Origin of the sequence: Tardiphaga sp. 862_B3_N4_1 (assembly GCF_051811085.1) — a bacterium.
GTDB lineage: Bacteria > Pseudomonadota > Alphaproteobacteria > Rhizobiales > Xanthobacteraceae > Tardiphaga > Tardiphaga robiniae.
The window spans coordinates 3,112,516-3,128,203 of record NZ_JBPWQB010000001.1 but is presented as its reverse complement, the minus strand read 5'-3'; the positions used below and the strand labels follow the sequence as shown (position 1 = coordinate 3,128,203).

The following is a 15,688-nucleotide window of genomic DNA, read 5'->3' as shown; positions in this document are numbered from 1 at the left end:
CGGCAGCGGGGCACCACACTATGGCGGTCGACGCGACCAACCTCGCATCAGCACTCTCGTCAACGCGCAGTCAGGTGACCGGCGCGATCAAGAATGCTGCCGGCACCACGGGCACGAGCTTCGAATATCTGCTCGCCACCGCCAAGATGGAATCCAATTTCAATCCCTCGGCCACGGCTTCGACATCCTCGGCCAAGGGCCTGTTCCAGTTCATCGAGCAGACCTGGCTCGGCACCGTGAAGGAAGCCGGCACGCAGCTCGGCTACGGCAAATATGCCGACGCCATCACCAAGTCGCCGTCGGGAAGTTATTCGGTGAGCGATCCCGCTGCGAAGGCTGAGATCCTGAAACTGCGTGACGATCCCGTCGCGAGTTCAGCGATGGCCGGCGTGCTGACGCAGTCCAACAGTTTCAAACTCACTGGCGAGATCGGTCGTCGTCCCAGCGATGCCGAACTCTATATGGCGCATTTCATGGGCGTCAGTGGTGCATCGAAGCTGATCAACAATGCGGCGAACAATCCGAGCGCATCGGGCGCTGCGCTGTTCCCGAATGCCGCCGCAGCGAACCGGCCAATCTTCTACGATCAGAGCGGCAGCGCACGCAGCGTGTCGCAGGTCTATTCGGTGCTGTCGGCGCGCTATGACAGTGCTGCGAATTCCACGGCGACGCGGACGGCGATGGCATCTGCGGGTGTGGTGACGGCGCAGGCAGTCTCGCCACTGACGCCGTCCAGCAATGCGACGTTCCTGTCGCGCTTCCCGGATCTGAGCACGGCGCAGGTCGCAAGCTTTGCATCCGATCAGTCATCGACGGCTGTGCAGGAACAGCCGATTTTCCGGTCGCTGTTCCAGGGCGGTGATCGTGCGCAACCTGTGTCGCCGGCCGTGCAGGAATTGTGGGGCAACCGCACGTCACTGACGTCCACGTCGCTGCCGAAGGCACCTGAAGTCGGCGTGCCCAAGCCGCTCGATCTGTTCAGCGATCGCGCCGGAACTTTTAGTAGTTAGCTCCGTCCCCTCATGGTGAGGAGGCGCGCAGCGCCGTCTCGAACCATGGGCTGTTGGCAGGCATCGCCGCTAGCGGCCATCCTTCGAGACGCGCGCAAGGGCGCGCTCCTCAGGATGAGGGCGGAGTGTGTGATATTCACCGGGAGCCACAGATTTCCCCGCGTGTCCGATCCCTTAATAAAACCTCAACAAACCCATAAGCTTATGGTGAACCGTTTGTTAAGTGGGATGGTTTATTTTCTCTGACAGTGGCATCGCGTTTCGGTGTTGATCTTGTTGCGTAGGCTGGCAGAACCATGATTGTTCGGCAGTTCATCAGTTGGGTACGGACCGCTCCAGCCAGCGAGCGGGCAGAGGCAACGCGCTCTTTGGCGCGGGCCTGGATTTTTTCTGATCTTTCAGACGACGACCGTGCCGCCGCCGAAGGCGCGCTGCTGATGCTGCTCGATGACGCATCGCCGCTGGTGCGCCAGGCCATGGCGCAGGTTTTTGCCCGTGCGCCGTCGGCGCCCCCGGCCATCGTGCAGGCGCTGTCGGTGGATCAGCCCTGTGTGTCGCTTCCAGTGCTCGAACATTCGCCGCTGCTGATCGATGCCGATCTGGTCGACATCGTCGCGACGGGGAACAGCGAACTGCAATGCGCGGTCGCGCGCCGCATCAATCTGCCGATTTCGATCTGCGCCGCCATTGCCGAAGTCGGCTCTGCCGCGGCTGCGCTCGAACTCATTGAAAATCCGTATGCCGAACTGGCGCAATTCTCCTGGGACCGTATCGTCGAGCGTCACGGTCATCTCGCCGCCATCCGCGAAGCGATGCTGGCCCTTGGCGACCTGCCGGCCACGACGCGTCTCGCGCTGGTGGCCAAGCTCTCCGAAACACTGACCCGCTTTGTCGTTGCACGGAACTGGCTGTCGCCGGATCGTGCCGAGCGCATTGCCGACGAGGCGATGGCGCGCTCCACGGTCAACATTGCGTCGCGTTCGCGCGGCGACGAGATGCGTGATCTCGTCCATCACCTGCGCGAAGCCGGGCAACTGACCGTCGGCCTGATCCTCCGTGCCCTGCTGTCCGGCAATCTCGACCTGTTCGACCAGGCGCTGGTGGAGCTGTCCGGCCTGCCGCAGAGCCGCGTGGCCGCGCTGGTCTATGACGGCGTCGGTGCCGGGCTGAACGCATTGCTTGCCCGCGCAGGTCTGCCGGAGTCGACATTCCCTGCCTTCCGCGCCGCGCTGGCTGCGCGCAACGAAATCGGTTTCATCGGTTCTGTCGGCGGCGCCGTGCGGCTGCGTCGTCGCATGGTCGAGCGGGTGTTGACGGTGTGCGAAACCGACGAGGCGGCGTCCGAGCCGCTGTTGATCCTGCTGCGGCGTTTCGCGACGGAATCGGCTCGCGAGGAAGCGCGGGTGTTCTGCGATGAACTGGCCGAACAGGCGAATGCGCGCGACGAGTATCAGCTGATCGCGGCGTAAGTATCCAAAATCGCCATGAAGCCGTAGGATGGGTAGAGCGTCTTCGCGAAACCCATCATCTTCTGGAATTGCTGTGATGGGTTTCGCTGCGCTCTACCCATCCTACGAAAGCAGCTATTCTTTCGGTACGATGCTCGGCGCCGAGATCATCTCGAGATGGTCCGGCCGATCGCGATTGACGACCGTCAGATAATCATCCGCGACGGCACGCAGGCGGGCGCTGAGTTCGTTGGCTACGCCGGCCTTCTCAATGGTGTTGTGCTCGCGCACGATGGCCTGGATCGCATCGATATGGTGCTGGATCAGATCCGGCGGCACCGCATCGAGATCCGGGGCGTGTTCGAGAATCCGGCACAGACTTTCGGCGGCCACACCGGCCGCGGGAAAGCCGAAGGTCGAGGCGTCGCCCTTGATGTCGTGCGCCGCACGAAACAGCTCGCCGCGGGTGTGCGTATCGAAGCCCTTTTTCAGGATCGTGGTATGTGCTGCGGCGAGGCGGTCGCATTCGCTGCGCATCCAGGTCTTGAACTCGCCGGAGAGATTGGCCAGAGCCTGTTCGGCGCGCGCGACGGGATCGTCGAGCTCGCGATCGATCACGCGGCGGATCGCGTGCTTCAGTGTGTTCGGCGGCGTGATGACCTGGTGATCGGCGAAAGCCTGCACCTTCGGCGGCGCCGGCGCTTTGTTCTTGGCCATGGTCGTCGTTTCTCCGAACATTGCGCTAGCCAGTGACACGGGCTTTATCCAGCAGCGACGGCTGCTGCAGAACCTCGGCTTCACCGCCATTGCGGCGTTCCGGTCCGATATAGGCGACGGTGGTGTTGCGGCGGCGGTCGGGCCCGAAATAGTTCTTCGTCTTGATGAAGGGGCGGGGATGCGCGACCACGCTCATGATGCGCAGATAGAGGCCCTTGGCCGAAATCGGCTTGGCCAGAAATTCGGTGACGCCGGCATCGCGCGCCATGGTGATGCGACGCTTCTCGGAGTGGCCGGTCAGCATGATGATCGGTGCGTAGGGATTGCCCTTGGAATCCGGCTGCCGGATCATCTGCGCCAGTTCCAGCCCGTCGAAAATCGGCATCGCCCAGTCGGCGATCACGATGTCGGGGACGTAATGGCTGTACATTTCCAGCGCCGTGGCGCCGTCCTCGGCTTCATAGACTTCGCGGGCGCCGAACGAATGCAGCAGCGTGCGCAGGATGCGCCGCATGTGCGGATTGTCGTCGCAGACCAGAAAACGCAGCTTGTTGAAGTCGATACGGAACATGATGCGGCTCGAACCGGGCTGGGACCGTTACCCGACGTTAACCATACCGCGTTGCGTCTTAACGAATGGTTGAGGCGGGCAGGCGCCTCAATATCCGAACTGTTCGCTCAGGATGCGTTCTTCCAGACTGTGGCCGGGGTCGAACATCATGCGCATCGAGATCGACTTGTCGGAGATGATTTCGACCCGCCGGACGTCGCGGGCTTCCTCGTTGTCGGCGACGGCGGCCACCGGGCGTTTTTCGCCTTCCAGCACCTCGATCGCGACGATCGCCGTATTGGGAAGTAGTGCGCCGCGCCAGCGCCGTGGGCGGAACGCGCTGATCGGCGTCAGCGCCAGCAGCGCGGCATTGATCGGCAGGATCGGACCCTGCGCCGACAGGTTATAGGCGGTTGAGCCGGCCGGCGTCGCCACGAGGATGCCATCGGCGGCAAGTTCGGCCATCCGTTCGCGTTCATCGATGAGGATGCGCAGGCGCGCCAGTTGATGCGTCTGGCGAAACAGCGAGACCTCGTTGATGGCGTGATGGATGTGTACGCCGCCATGGACGTCCGTGGCGCGCATCAGCAGCGGGTTGATCAGCGTCTCGCGCGCCGCGGTGAGGCGCGCATGCAGATCAAGCGTCGAGAACTCGTTCATCAGGAAACCGACGGTGCCGCGATGCATGCCGTAGATCGGTTTGCCCGTGCGCATGAAGTCATGCAGCGTCTTCAGCATCAATCCGTCGCCACCCAGCGCGACGATGATATCGGCGGTTTCCGGATCGGCATTGCCATAGAGCTGCGTCAGCTGGTCGAGCGCTGCCTGCGCTTCACCGCTGGTACTGGCCACGAAGGCGATCCGGTCATAGCGCTTGGACGGGTTCATCAGGGGATCGCCGGCTCATGCTGCGTGATTGCGCGGGGTCGTCTAGCCGACCTCGCTGGGGCTTGTCGAGCGAAAGGATAGCAGGTCTTTGAGACGGCCGGGCTGCAGGGAGCGCCGCATCGTTAACGGGGCGAGCGGCGCCCGGTTGCTCCATATTTGCGGGTCAGCTCCTCCGCGACCGCCTTTTCGGGCCTTAATTTGCTGCCGGCGAGCCAAACCTCGGTCACTTTCCCGGTCTTGCCACGGACCCTCCGGACTGCTTCCCCATAACTGGAATAACCCGCGGCCGCGGCGATCGTGCCCTTGTCCTTGCCGGTCACCTCGATCTCGGCGACGTCCATGAAGGGATTGATCGCCTGAGGCGTGGCGACCAGCACCCGGTCTCCGATGGGCACCAGATCAAACGCGCTCCATGAGGTCCACATGCGTCCCGTCCAGTCGCGGACACGCTTCTGCGGCGCGCCGCGCTGGGCGAATGCGCGCAGGATATGCATGGCGCCATCAACCCAGATGGGCGCCCAGCCGTCGGTCGCATTGGTGAAAACCGAGATCGTCAGCTCGCAGGCCGGGATCACGGCGGTGCGCGAGATATAGCCATGAAATCCGCCATTGTGGCCGAACCAGTCCCAGCCGGCGGTGGTGCCGTTCATGGTGCCGAGGCCGTAATAGCTCTCGATAGTTGCGTGCGGATTGCGCCAGTGCCGCCGCGTCATCTCACGCCGGCCCGCCGCAGACAGCACGCTGTGCTTTGCATTGGGTGCAAGCTGCGCGAAGAAGCGCGCGACGTCGGCTGCGGTGCTGACGAAGCCCGCAGCAGGCGTGATGGCGTGGCACGGCGTGTCGCCGGGAATGACCAGACGGCGGTCGAGCGGAAGCCGCGGCGTATGACCTTGTGCGAGGGGCGCGCCCTTTGCCAGCGGCATGTCGGGCTGGGTCTCGCGCAGGCCGACCGCATCAATGATCTCGCGCCTGATCCAGTCGCGATAGGGCTCGCCGGTGACAGCTTCGATGACGAGGCCGAGCAGGCCAAAGCCATGGTTGGAATATTTCAGCCGCGTGCCGGGCGCAATCGCGGGCGGTTGCTGCAGCTCGGACAATAGCTCCTTCTTGTCGAGATAGGGGCGGCTGTCGATGAACTGCCCGGCATCGACGCCGTCGCGCGTGAGGCCGGCGCTATGCGACAGTAATTGTCCGATAGTCGTTGCAGCGACCTGCGGATGCAGGCCTTTCACATGGTCGCCAACGGGATCGTCGAGGCGCAATTTGCGTTGCTCGCGGAGCTTCATCAGTCCGGCAGATGTGAAGCTTTTGGAATGCGAGGCGATCCGGAAGCGATGCCGCGGCGTCAGCTTCTCGCCGGTCGCGAGGTCGGCGTGACCGAAGGCATATTCAGCGACGATCTTGCCGCGATGCGCGATGGCCACGAGGCAGCCGGGTTGCTGCGTCGTTGCCATCTGGAATGAGAGCCAGTCGTGGATGTAGTCGAGTGCGGGCTTCAGCCAGGGATCCATCAGAGGTCTCAATGTGAGGAGAGCGTCGCAGCCGCGAATATGAACAGATCTCTCAGCCATAACAAAGCCGGCACAATCCGAAGGATTGCACCGGCTGACTGATCCGCGAATGGGATCAGTAGGTGGGACCGGAGCCGGGCGCCTTTTCAAGCGCAGCAGCGAGCGATTTATATTCGGCGGAGTCCTTGCCGCTCAGCGAAGCAATCTTGTTGAGATGATACTGCGCCTGATCGCGGTTGCCCTGTTCGACCTGCCACAAGCCGTAATACTGCCAGGTGCGGACATGGGCGGGGTCGGCCTTCAGCGCGCGCTCGTACCAGATCTGCGAGACCTTGTAGTCGCCGAGCTTGCGATAGGAGTAGCCGATCAGGTTGGCGACATCGGCGCGGTCGTCCTGGCCGAGCGCCTTGAGCTGCGCGATGGCGGTTGTGTAGTCCTGCTTGTCATAGACCGTGGCATAGGCCGCGCGATAATTGGCGAGGAACGCGGTATTCTCGCTGTTCGGATTCCTGGTCTCGGTTTTCTTCTTCTTGTCCTTGGTGCCCTTGGTGTCGGACGCCGGCGGTGCGGAAGGCGTATCGCCGCCTGCGGCATAGGCCGAGGTCATGAAGGGCGTGGCGGCAACGGCCACGGAAAACATTGCCAGCGTCGTCAGCCTGATCGCGAGGTGGGTCATGCAGCGCTCCTGTTTGCAACAGCAATAATCTGACACGGAAGTCTCAGGTTGTGAACACCGGACGTGGGTGTTCATTCCCGCTTGTGCCGACATGGGGAGCAGACTTGTGGCAGCAGACTTGGGGCAGGACGCCTGACCCAGCGATCATGACGAGGATGTCACCGAGATGAACGAAGCCTGTCCGGCTTCCTCAGAGTGGGTTCAGCGCAGCGTCGCTAGTCTGACTGCATTGATCGACAAGCCCGGCCAACCGACCGGTCAACTTCGTGATCGAGACCGACAGGAGACGACCATGTTGAAGAAAATTTCCACCGCGTTGATCGTAGTTTCCATGCTTGCCGCTCCCGCGATGGCTGCCGGTATCGCCAAGACCACGCCGGCGCCGATCACCAAGCCGGTGACGTCGGCCGATAACAAGGTGCAGGCCAAGCCCGGCGTGCTGAACGCAAATGCGAAAATGGTCCGCCATCATCACCGCCATGCCCGTCCTCATCATCGCTTCCACAAGAAGATGAGCGTTCACAAAGTTCACAAGCACACCGCCATCCAGACCACAGTCGTGCACAAGCGCGGCTGAGGGGGCTCCGCGGTCGCGGCCTCATATTGCCCAGCCGCGATCGCGGAGTTTCAACGGCCGGCCTGCTGCACCTATCCCCTGGGATGCATAACATCCCTGAGGTGCGGCAGGCCGGTTCGTTTGCGCGGGTCCGTCACCGAGATGCGAATTCCAATTCCCGGGCGAACCGTCTAGGACAGGCATGACGGGGACACGCCTGCGTAATTGAGACGGCACGACGGATGAGACGGCATTTGGGGATATCGGCGAAACAGGCAGCAGCGGTGCTGTTGCCGCTGTGGCTTGCAGCATGCGGAGGAGGCGGCGCCGGTGGCATCAGCTTCACGGATGACCAGGGCGTTGCCGCGCAGCCATTTCCGACCAATTATCGCGTCGATCTGCTGGCGTTCTTCAAGACCTATTTGAACAATCCGGTCGGCGTTCGTGACGCCATGATGGCTGAGCCGGTGCAACGCACCGTTGGCGGTCGCCTGCGCTATGTCAGCTGCGTGCGCTATACGGCGAAGGATTTCGATGGCAGATACACCGCGCCGCAGGAGCGGGCGGTATCCTATGTTGACAAGCGCCTCGATCGCATTGTCGACAATGTCACTGAGGCCTGTGCCGGCGCCACCTACGCGCCGTTCCCCGAAATGGAAAAGATGACGCGGTAGCGCGTTGTTGGCAGCTCTTTAGATCTGTTGTCGGTGCTCGATGCGATCACGATCAATGCCGACGTTGGCGCCCTCAACTGACCGCAACGTCGCCACGAGATTGCCGCAGCCCGGCGTGGGTATCTGGACACTGAAAAACCCGATCAAGTTCGTGTGAGCATTGAACCAAAAGCCATTTCGCGCCGCCTGAAAATGAATAAATCCAAAAGTGTTGCTGCTTTGTCGCAGTCGGCAAACATCGATGTGGCAACGCCTGCCGTGAAGCAACCAAACTGCCGCCACGTTGTTTTTCGATGGTCATTACGCAACACAGGGGAACAACCATGAAGAAGCTTCTGCTCAGCGCGTCGGCCATCGTTGCCGTGGCCGCGATCTCGTCTTCAGCCTTCGCTGCCGACCTTCCGGCGCGGACCTATACCAAGGCCCCGGCCTATACGGCGCCGGCTTTGGTCTACAACTGGACCGGTTTCTACATCGGCGGTCATCTCGGCGGCGCCTTCGGTGACGGCAACAGCCTCGTCGGCGATAGCGGCCGGTTCATGGGCGGTGTGCAGGGCGGCTTCGACTATCAGTTCGCCACCAACTGGGTGGTGGGTGTCGAAGCCCAGTACAGCTGGCTGGCGAGCAGCAATACCAGCCTCGTCTTCCCGAATGGCACGACCATCACGGGCGGCGGTAACGATCAGCTCGGCTCGGTCACCGGTCGTCTCGGTTACACTTGGGGTCCGGCACTGCTCTACGCCAAGGGCGGTTACGCCTGGAAGGATAACAACAACCTGACCATCGCCGCTGTGGCTCCCGCGGTTGCTGTGATCGATGGCAACAAGAAGGACGGCTACACGGTCGGTGGCGGTCTCGAATACATGTTCTCGCCGAACTGGTCGGGCAAGGTCGAATATCAGTACTATAACTTCGGCAACACCACGATCACCTCGACGGCCATTCCCGGCGGCTCGACCAGCTTCAACAACGACGAGCACACCATCAAGGCCGGTCTGAACTATCGCTTCGGCTGGGGTGGCCCGGTGGTCGCCAAGTACTGAGCAAGTACGAAACCGCTTCAATCTTCGACGGAAAGGCCGGCATCACGCCGGCCTTTTTGTTTGTGGGGATTCGTCATGTGCCGCTGCGCGTCGCTGATCATCGCTTCAATGCGATCGTCATCCTCTCCACGTCATGGCCGGGCTTGACCCGGCCATCCATCTTTCTTGTGCGACGGTGTGCGGGCGAAGCTGGATCCCCGGGTCAAGCCCGGGGATGACACCTGTGGTGCGGCGCCTGCGCGTCATTCACGGATTCAACTGTCAAACAGCCACTGCTCTCCAGACATGCGTCATCACCCCCATTATTTGCGGCGCGGGGGCGCCGTCGTTGCTTGCATTCCCGCCCCCTAGTGAGAGGGCGTGCGGAACGCCAGGTGCCCGTTGCACCCTTGGGCCTGATGCGATGCGGTCTTCCGCAATTTAGAGTGCATCAGGACTTTCGGAGGCGCCGAGCAAGTGCCCGACGTTCCGCCTGCGGTGTTTTTTCGGTTGCCTGCACATCTGCCATGGCGAACGGTCCCATCACCAAAATTAATGTCCCAGGGCGGGGGGACAGGGTAGCCGCAAAGCACTTGGCCGAACGCGTTTCGATTTGGTCGTCCGTCACACTGTCCAGGGGTTTGTCCATCTCAAGGTCGGCCGTGTCCTTGCCAGTGGCAGTGCTGGCGCAGATCCGTCCTGCCCGAAGACAGACGTCCCCCCCCATGAACCGCGTAACGCCGCATCTCCGGCGTCCACCGCATCCCACCCCGCGAACGTGACGATCGCGATCGCCCCTCTCGGTGGGGCAGGATGAATGGGGATATAAACCTGATGGGGATGGTGTCAACGGGAGATAGGAAAATATGTTCGGGTGCGCTCAGCCCGAGTCCACCTCACACTCGTCATTCCGGGGCGCGGCCGGCACTTGCCGGACGCGAACCCGGAATCTCAGCATGGGAGTCTCTAGTCAGTGCTAAACACTTCGAGATTCCGGGTTCGCGCTCTGCCGGCTTCGCCGGCGACGCACGCCCCGGAATGACGAGCGCGGGGCAGTAGACAGTCGAGCTCTCCGCTGCCCCCGCACCAGGAATCGAAAGTAAACGAGTCCTGAATCCCGGGAAAAATAAGGTTCGAGACTCCCTTGCCAGAATCGCTTGATGGTTGTCGGGCGATGAGAATGATCGACAATATCCGCAGCGACGGGGTGCAGGTGGCACTCACGGTCGCCCTGCTGGCCGCCTGCGCGGTCAATCTGCTGCTGCTTTACGCGTGGCTGTAAACGCGTGCGCCGGTTTGGCGCGCGCGGGAGTAGCCCTTGCCGGACAACTCTGATATCTGACTGCGCGACGCGGGCAGGCGTCTGATCCTGACGTCCTGTTTCGATCTCGGGTAATCAATTAACCCATTGATCTTGTTGCCGGTTTAGCTCAGCGGTAGAGCAGCGGTTTTGTAAACCGAAGGTCGGGAGTTCAATCCTCTCAACCGGCACCATTTCGCATTTTCACCGAAAGTTTCTGCCAAGTACCTGAAAGGGAGCGAAAATTCGGGAGTTCGATACACCCCGTTTTTGCCGTATCTTAGAGGTGTTTGAAAGGCCAGTCTCAGTACGGTCTGACGCATCACGTAGTCGCCGTTTTCGTAGATGTACCAAGGGTTTGCCAGAAATCTCAGGGCCAGTTCGATACAATCCTCCAGCCGCCCCTTGGGCGGTACCGTTCTGGCAACCCGTTCGGCGAGAACGATCTTTTCGCGTTCGAGCTTTTCGATCCGGGTCTCGTAAGCGCTCACAACCGATGGGCTGGAGGCATCGACGACGCGATCCAAGAGATTTCCGATCTGCCGTTCGACATCCGTAAATTGCTTTTGAAGCGCACTCTTCTCGTTTTTGGCAGCGGCCAGCCGCATGTCCCAAGCATCACATAGCATTGCCTTGGCCAGATCGAAGAGCCCTTCCGCGGGCTGCAAGGTCTTGATGATCTCTGCAAAGCCGTCTTCGAGCTTCGCGCGCGGCACTGACTTGCTTTTAGCCTCACAGCCCCGAGTCATGCATAAATAATAAGGGTAGTGACGGTAGCGCCCCTTCGACCATGCGGCGGTCATCGGGTTACTGTCGATTAACTGGTGACTTCTCCAGCGGTGTCTCGCCGTCGAGCCAGTCCCCTTCCTCGGCCAACGCGAGCCATGCAGCTTCCATGCGCTTGAAACGATTCCTGGCTGGCTCGCTATCGGATGCAGCAGCCATCTCCGCGCAGTTCTCTGCATTCGCCCGGTAAGTGTCGGACTGTTTCATTGTCGGATCCTACGCTGTCCGGAGGGAGCGTGGAAGCGTGGAACAACTTCCCGCGTTGCGGTATAACATCGGCATGAAACCAACGAAGTCGCTGAGGAAGCAGGCCGAGAAAGCCGAGGCCATAGCTCATCGCTCGGAAGACACCGAGCATGCTGAACGGATGCGGAATCTGGCTGAAGCGTTCCGCGCGCAAGCCGATGCCCTGAAGGCTGCAAGGAAGAAGGGGAAAGTGAAGAAATAGCCTTCGCCTTATTGGCTACTGCCTTTCAGCCGGTCAAATATTCATCCAATAAACCGACTGACGCATCAGCGAACGTTAGCGTAGCTATCAAGAAGCCGAACCCCGACCCTACGCTTGGTCGTGCGTCGCCAGCCAATCCCTCATGATCAAAAGTGAGCTTTTAGCCTGTTTTTCGGGCGCTAAGCGCTGAAAACAGCAGCTTGACACTCCGCATCCTCTAGCCAAGATTGTTGACTAACTGGTTAGTAACGACGAGGTGAGCGATCGTGGCTGTGGCGTCAGGCGGAAAAATCCGGGTTGCTGTCGATATCGGTGGGACATTCACCGACATTGCATTGTTCCTTGAAACCGGTCTGATCCATCAGAGCAAGGTGTCGTCGACGCCTGCCGATCCGAGTCGGGCGGTTGTTGACGGCGTCGGAAGCCTGCTGGCGGAGCTATCGATTGCGCCTTCGGCTGTGGCCGAAGTGCTGCACGGCACCACCGTCGGATCGAATACCATCCTGCAACGGTCGGGCGCCAAGACTGGACTGATCACGACGCGCGGCTTCCGGGACGTGCTGGAGATCGGGCGCATCCGGATGCCCGACATGTTCGACCTGACATGGGTGAAGCCGCAGCCATTGGTGCCGCGCCGGTATCGTATGGAAGTGACCGAACGCATGGCGGCGGACGGAACGACGGTCGAGCCGCTCTCCGAAGCAAGCGTCATCGCGGCCGGAGAGGCGCTACTCGCCGAGGATATCGAGGCCGTCGCTATCGCATTCATCAACAGCTATCGTAATCCGGCGCATGAATTGCAGGCCGAAGCGATTTTGCGGGCCAATTTCCCGCAATTGCTGGTGACGACATCCTGCGCGGTGCTGCCCGAGATGAAGGAATATGAGCGGACCAGCACGACGGTGGTGAATGCATATCTGTTGTCGGCCATGCGCACTTATCTGCAGAAGCTTGAATCGGGTCTGCGCTCGATCGGCGTGGCTGCGCCCATTCTGGTCATGACCTCGAATGGCGGCATGCTGGCTGCCAATGTGACCTGCGAGAAGCCGGTGCTGGTGGTGGCGTCCGGTCCTGCGGGCGGTGTCATTGGCGCGGCACGGCTCGGCATCGCGCGTGACGATCGCGACGTCATCGTGTTCGACATGGGCGGCACCACGGCCAAGGCGGTCATTATCGAGGACGGCCGCCCGACCATGACGTCGGAATACGAATTCCGCGATGGAATTTCGACGTCGAGCCGGTTCATCAAGGCCGGCGGCTATATGCTCAAGGTGCCGGCTATCGATATCGCCGAGGTTGGCGCCGGCGGCGGCTCCATTGCCGGCATCGACAAAGGTGGCCTGCTGGTCGTCGGCCCGCAATCCGCAGGTGCCGTTCCGGGCCCGGCCTGCTATGGGCTCGGCAACACAAAGCCGACAGTGACAGATGCCAACGTTGTGCTCGGTTTCATCAACGCCACGTCGCTGGCTGGCGGCAATCTCAATATCGATCGCAAGCTAAGCGAGACTGCCATCCGTACCCATGTCGGCGACCCGCTCGACCTCACTCTACTGGATGCCGCACATGGCATTCGTGCCGTCGCCAATGCGGCGATGGCGCGTGCCGTGCGCGCCGTCACCGTCGAGCGTGGTCGCGATCCGCGCGATCTCACGTTGATGGCATTTGGCGGCAACGGGGGCGTGCATGCGCCGGATCTCGCGCGTCAGTTGGGCATTCCACGCGTCGTGGTGCCGCCGATGTCAGGCATTTTCAGCGCGCTCGGCATGCTGGCTTCCGATATTGAGCATACCGCACTGAAAACCGTCAGCCTGTATCTCGACAAGATGCAGGTCAGCGATCTCAAGGCCATCAAGTCCGAGCTGCAGCAACAGGTTGCCGGACAACTCGCCGGTGACGGCTATCAGGCCGAGCGCACGATGTTCCTGTGGGAGGCCGATCTGCGCCACGAGGGCCAGGCGACTGAACTCACGGTGCCGTTCGAAGGCGAGGACTTCGACCAGATTCGCGAGCGGTTTGTCGCCGAATATTTCAAGACTTATGGCTATCGCGACGCTACGCCGATCGAGCTGATGAAGGTGCGCGTGGCCGGCCGCGGCTTGCGCGAGAACCGTCTGGATTTTTCGGCGATGAAGATCGCCGCCCGACAGGGCGCATCGCGCTCCGGGACGCGTGACGTGTCCTTCGCGCGCGGCGAGGCTGCCATCGCCGTCAATATCGTCGATCGCAGCGCAGTCGGATTATCACCGCGCCAGGGACCACTGATCATCGAGGAGTTCGACGCCACTATCATCGTGCCGCCCGATGCCAGTGTGCACAAGGATGCGATCGGCTGCATTGTGCTGGAGTTCGAGGTATGAAAGTCGATCCGATCACCTTCGCGGTCATCAAGAGCGGCCTGGATTCCATCGCCGACGACATGGCCTATACGGTCGTGCGCATAGCGCGTTCGGAAATCGTCAAGGACGTGATGGATTTTTCCGCGGCAATCTGTGCCGGCGACGGCCAGATGGTGGCGCAGGCCAAGACCATCGCCCAGCATCTCGGCGCGATTCCAGAAGCCATGGCCTCCGTGCTCGGCAAATACGAAGGCGATCTGCACGACGGCGACGTCGTCATCATGAACGATCCCTATCACGGCGGCATGCATCTGCCTGATATCTTCATGTTCGTGCCGATTTTCCACAGCGGCAAACGGCGCGCTTTCGCCGTGGTGATCTGCCATCACACCGATGTCGGCGGCCGCGTGCCCGGCTCCAACGCGTCGGATTCGACCGAGATCTATCAGGAAGGGCTGCGGATTCCGCCGCTCAAGCTCTATGACCGCGGTATGCTGAACACGACGCTAGAGGCGCTGATCAAGATCAACGTTCGGGTTCCGGATCGGGTCTGGGGCGATCTTTCGGCGCAATTTGCGGCGGCTCAGGTCGGTAAGCGCGGCTTGGAGAAGCTGATGCAGCGTTACGGCGCGGACGATGTCGACGCCTATATGCAGGAACTGCTCGACTACGCGGAACGATTGACCCGGCAGGAGATCAAGACCTGGCCGAAGGGTACGTACAGTTTCATCGACTATATCGATGATGACGGATTTTCCGATACGCCGATCCCTATCAAGGTTGCAATCACCGTCAACGGCGACGGTACGCTGCTGGTCGATTACACGGGCTCTTCGCCACAGGTGAAAGGAGCGTTGAATTCGACGCTCAGTTTCACACATTCGCTGACTTATCTCAGCATACGTTGCGTGCTGGCTAAGGACGTGCCGAACAATGTCGGCCTTTTTCGTTGCATTACAGTGAAAACGCCGGAAGCTTCCGTGCTCAACCCGATCATGCCTGGGCCGTGCGCGGCACGTGCGCTGACGGGGTATCGCGTGTTCGATACGATGCTCGGAGCACTTGCGCAGATCGTGCCGGACAAGGTGCCAGCCGCAGGTGAGGGCGGCAACAGCGTCATTTGTATCAGCGGCCTGCGACCTAACCGCCAGCCTTTCATCATCGTCGACATGATCTGCGGCGCCTGGGGTGGTCGTCCCGACAAAGACGGGCTTGAAGCGGTTACCAATGCCTCGCAAAATCTCTCGAACATGCCGGTCGAAGTGATGGAGGCTGAGCATCCGGTGCGAATCGAGGATTACTCGTTCGTGCCGGACAGCTGTGGTGCTGGACAATATCGCGGCGGTGTCGGCATTCGCCGTAGTTATCGTATCCTCGCGCCGGAAGCGCTGCTGCAATTGCGCACCGACCGCGTCAAGTTTCATCCCTATGGTCTCAATGGGGGCGAGCCCGGCGGCTTGTCGAAGAACTACATCGAGATCGGCAATGAGCGTAGTGCCATTCCTGGCAAGATCACGCGGAATGTCACTGAGGGCGCGCTCCTGATCCACGAGCAGGCCGGTGCAGGCGGCTTCGGCAATCCGCTGCTGCGTGATCCCTCCGATGTGCGCGAGGATTTCCTGGACGGCAAGATCACGGCCGAGTTCGCGCGAAAGCATTATGCTGTGACATTCGGCCCGCGTGGCGTGCTGGACGTCGAGGGAACTGCGGCACTACGATCCTCGCGGGACGCCCCGCCATTACCGGAAGGGCGCCATGGAGCTTAG

15 protein-coding genes and 1 tRNA gene are annotated in these 15,688 nt (G+C 61.2%); 9 read left to right on the top strand and 7 right to left on the bottom strand.

All coding sequences use genetic code 11. The features are described 5' to 3' along the window. The first annotated feature begins 20 nt into the window (after positions 1–20). Both AB8B02_RS14920 and AB8B02_RS14915 read left to right on the top strand, forming a co-directional pair. On the top strand, positions 21–1,010 hold the full coding sequence (locus AB8B02_RS14920) for a transglycosylase SLT domain-containing protein (RefSeq protein WP_093762052.1): 990 nt from the start codon (positions 21–23) through the stop codon (positions 1,008–1,010). Between the two features lie 296 nt (positions 1,011–1,306). Continuing rightward, on the top strand, positions 1,307–2,479 hold the full coding sequence (locus tag AB8B02_RS14915; RefSeq protein ID WP_093762054.1) for a DUF2336 domain-containing protein: 1,173 nt from the start codon (positions 1,307–1,309) through the stop codon (positions 2,477–2,479). A 114-nt stretch (positions 2,480–2,593) separates the two neighbouring features. Here the strand turns inward: AB8B02_RS14915 and AB8B02_RS14910 are convergent, their stop codons facing one another. The 5 genes from AB8B02_RS14910 to AB8B02_RS14890 all read right to left on the bottom strand — a co-directional run bounded on the left by AB8B02_RS14910 (position 2,594) and on the right by AB8B02_RS14890 (position 6,800). Further along, positions 2,594–3,175 carry an Hpt domain-containing protein gene (locus AB8B02_RS14910; protein WP_439064296.1) on the bottom strand — a complete coding sequence of 194 codons (582 nt, stop codon included), beginning with the start codon at positions 3,173–3,175 and terminating at the stop codon, positions 2,594–2,596. Positions 3,176–3,200: 25 nt separating this feature from the next. Beyond that, on the bottom strand, positions 3,201–3,746 hold the full coding sequence (locus AB8B02_RS14905; RefSeq protein ID WP_068731951.1) for a response regulator: 546 nt from the start codon (positions 3,744–3,746) through the stop codon (positions 3,201–3,203). Positions 3,747–3,833: 87 nt separating this feature from the next. Next, a complete protein-coding gene (locus AB8B02_RS14900; protein ID WP_093762060.1) occupies positions 3,834–4,613 on the bottom strand; it encodes an NAD kinase in 780 nt (259 codons plus the stop codon). A 122-nt stretch (positions 4,614–4,735) separates the two neighbouring features. Next, positions 4,736–6,124, bottom strand: a complete 1,389-nt coding sequence (locus AB8B02_RS14895; protein WP_439064295.1) for a serine hydrolase domain-containing protein — start codon at positions 6,122–6,124, stop codon at positions 4,736–4,738. Between the two features lie 115 nt (positions 6,125–6,239). Continuing rightward, positions 6,240–6,800: a tetratricopeptide repeat protein gene (locus tag AB8B02_RS14890; RefSeq protein ID WP_439064294.1), complete on the bottom strand. Its 561-nt coding sequence runs from the start codon at positions 6,798–6,800 to the stop codon at positions 6,240–6,242. A 292-nt stretch (positions 6,801–7,092) separates the two neighbouring features. Here AB8B02_RS14890 and AB8B02_RS14885 point away from each other — a divergent pair, with 292 nt between their 5' ends. Further along, on the top strand, positions 7,093–7,377 hold the full coding sequence (locus tag AB8B02_RS14885; protein ID WP_089264888.1) for a His-rich protein BRANT: 285 nt from the start codon (positions 7,093–7,095) through the stop codon (positions 7,375–7,377). A gap of 221 nt (positions 7,378–7,598) precedes the next feature. Further along, positions 7,599–8,030: a hypothetical protein gene (locus AB8B02_RS14880; RefSeq protein ID WP_439064293.1), complete on the top strand. Its 432-nt coding sequence runs from the start codon at positions 7,599–7,601 to the stop codon at positions 8,028–8,030. Between the two features lie 18 nt (positions 8,031–8,048). On the opposite strand, the gene AB8B02_RS14875 is transcribed toward AB8B02_RS14880, so the two are convergent. After that, positions 8,049–8,312 (bottom strand): hypothetical protein, encoded by a 264-nt coding sequence (locus tag AB8B02_RS14875; RefSeq protein ID WP_439064292.1) that lies wholly within the window; start codon positions 8,310–8,312, stop codon positions 8,049–8,051. A gap of 41 nt (positions 8,313–8,353) precedes the next feature. On the opposite strand from AB8B02_RS14875, the gene AB8B02_RS14870 reads away from it, so the two are divergent. After that, positions 8,354–9,073, top strand: a complete 720-nt coding sequence (locus tag AB8B02_RS14870) for an outer membrane protein (RefSeq protein WP_089264886.1) — start codon at positions 8,354–8,356, stop codon at positions 9,071–9,073. 1,398 nt (positions 9,074–10,471) lie between these two features. Beyond that, positions 10,472–10,546 (top strand) — tRNA-Thr (locus tag AB8B02_RS14865). A gap of 613 nt (positions 10,547–11,159) precedes the next feature. Here AB8B02_RS14865 and AB8B02_RS14860 read toward each other — a convergent pair. Then, positions 11,160–11,345, bottom strand: a complete 186-nt coding sequence (locus AB8B02_RS14860) for a hypothetical protein (RefSeq protein ID WP_309944882.1) — start codon at positions 11,343–11,345, stop codon at positions 11,160–11,162. Positions 11,346–11,382: 37 nt separating this feature from the next. Between AB8B02_RS14860 and AB8B02_RS14855 the strand changes: the two genes are divergently transcribed. The 3 genes from AB8B02_RS14855 to AB8B02_RS14845 all read left to right on the top strand — a co-directional run bounded on the left by AB8B02_RS14855 (position 11,383) and on the right by AB8B02_RS14845 (position 15,688). Next, the gene (locus AB8B02_RS14855) at positions 11,383–11,586 is read left to right on the top strand and encodes a hypothetical protein (RefSeq protein ID WP_439064291.1); all 204 of its coding nucleotides are present in this window, start codon (positions 11,383–11,385) and stop codon (positions 11,584–11,586) included. A gap of 266 nt (positions 11,587–11,852) precedes the next feature. Then, complete coding sequence (locus tag AB8B02_RS14850; protein ID WP_439064290.1) at positions 11,853–13,943, top strand: hydantoinase/oxoprolinase family protein; 2,091 nt, start codon at positions 11,853–11,855, stop codon at positions 13,941–13,943. Next, on the top strand, positions 13,940–15,688 hold the full coding sequence (locus AB8B02_RS14845) for a hydantoinase B/oxoprolinase family protein (protein ID WP_439064289.1): 1,749 nt from the start codon (positions 13,940–13,942) through the stop codon (positions 15,686–15,688). The genes AB8B02_RS14850 and AB8B02_RS14845 overlap by 4 nt, the downstream gene beginning before the upstream one ends.

Coding starts and splice junctions, on each gene's coding strand:
- AB8B02_RS14890 (WP_439064294.1), bottom strand. CDS start 6,800: ATGACCCACCTCGCGATCAGGCTGACGACGCTGGCAATGTTTTCCGTG.
- AB8B02_RS14845 (WP_439064289.1), top strand. CDS start 13,940: ATGAAAGTCGATCCGATCACCTTCGCGGTCATCAAGAGCGGCCTGGAT.
- AB8B02_RS14905 (WP_068731951.1), bottom strand. CDS start 3,746: ATGTTCCGTATCGACTTCAACAAGCTGCGTTTTCTGGTCTGCGACGAC.
- AB8B02_RS14915 (WP_093762054.1), top strand. CDS start 1,307: ATGATTGTTCGGCAGTTCATCAGTTGGGTACGGACCGCTCCAGCCAGC.
- AB8B02_RS14885 (WP_089264888.1), top strand. CDS start 7,093: ATGTTGAAGAAAATTTCCACCGCGTTGATCGTAGTTTCCATGCTTGCC.
- AB8B02_RS14900 (WP_093762060.1), bottom strand. CDS start 4,613: ATGAACCCGTCCAAGCGCTATGACCGGATCGCCTTCGTGGCCAGTACC.
- AB8B02_RS14880 (WP_439064293.1), top strand. CDS start 7,599: ATGAGACGGCATTTGGGGATATCGGCGAAACAGGCAGCAGCGGTGCTG.
- AB8B02_RS14860 (WP_309944882.1), bottom strand. CDS start 11,345: ATGAAACAGTCCGACACTTACCGGGCGAATGCAGAGAACTGCGCGGAG.
- AB8B02_RS14870 (WP_089264886.1), top strand. CDS start 8,354: ATGAAGAAGCTTCTGCTCAGCGCGTCGGCCATCGTTGCCGTGGCCGCG.
- AB8B02_RS14895 (WP_439064295.1), bottom strand. CDS start 6,124: ATGGATCCCTGGCTGAAGCCCGCACTCGACTACATCCACGACTGGCTC.
- AB8B02_RS14910 (WP_439064296.1), bottom strand. CDS start 3,175: ATGGCCAAGAACAAAGCGCCGGCGCCGCCGAAGGTGCAGGCTTTCGCC.
- AB8B02_RS14920 (WP_093762052.1), top strand. CDS start 21: ATGGCGGTCGACGCGACCAACCTCGCATCAGCACTCTCGTCAACGCGC.